General features: G+C 53.3%; 1 protein-coding gene. It reads right to left on the bottom strand.

All coding sequences use genetic code 11. The features are described from left to right. On the bottom strand, positions 1–1010 hold a 1010-nt coding region (locus tag JOD82_RS28905), incomplete at both ends, for an amino acid adenylation domain-containing protein (RefSeq protein ID WP_209950387.1).

Below are 1010 nucleotides of genomic sequence, written 5' to 3' on the forward strand. Positions count from 1 at the left end.
TTCAAAATTTGTGCCTCGACTTCGCCCAGCTCGATCCGGTAACCCCGGATTTTCACCTGATGGTCGATCCGGCCCAAATATTCAATGTTGCCGTCTGGCATCCATCTGGCCAAGTCACCCGTACGGTACATTCGTTCGTAGCCGGCTTCACCAGCTGCAAACGGATTTGGTATAAATTTCTCAGCCGTCAGCTCTGGGCGATCCAGATAACCACGGGCCAGACCCGGACCGGACACGCACAGTTCACCCGCTACGCCTACCGGAGCCAAATGTCCATGCACATCCACCATGTACACCCGATGATTCGGTATAGGGCGTCCGATGGAAATGAGTTGTCCTGCTCTCTCGTCCTCGGATACCGGCCAGACGGACGTCGCCACCGAGTTTTCGGTTGGACCGTAGCCGTTGTAGTACGCCACCTGATCCTTCCACTTGTATACCAATTCTGTTGAGGATGCTGAACCCGCAGTGAACAGAACACGCAGGTATGGCATCCGCTCCGGCTCCAGATACACCGCATAGGTCGGTGGTAACGTCGCCACCGTAATCTGATGTTCTGTCATATAATGTTCGAATCTCTCATAGTCCAAAATCGTCTCTGACGTTGGTACATACAACGTGGCTCCGCAGAACAGCGCCTGGAAGATTTCCCAGCAAGCCGCATCAAACGAATAGCTAGCAAACAGCAACGTATGATCCGACGTGCGGATCTTGAGCGTCTGATCAAAATACGTTTTCAGATTGCATAGACCGCGATGCTCCAACATAACACCCTTCGGCTGACCCGTCGTACCTGACGTATAAATGACATAGGCCAGATCGTTCGGACCAGACAACGGCTCCAGATTGGAACCATCCTCGTGATACACACCCTGTGCCCCATTCAGCACCAGCACGCTACCGTCGAAAGCCACTTTATCAACCAGATGGTTTTGCGTTAACAACAGCTTCGCACCCGAGTCGTCCAGCATGTAGCGGATACGCTCCTCTGGATAGGTCGGATCGATGGG

Source organism: Paenibacillus sp. 1182 (genome assembly GCF_017833915.1).
GTDB classification, from domain to species: domain Bacteria; phylum Bacillota; class Bacilli; order Paenibacillales; family Paenibacillaceae; genus Paenibacillus; species Paenibacillus polymyxa_D.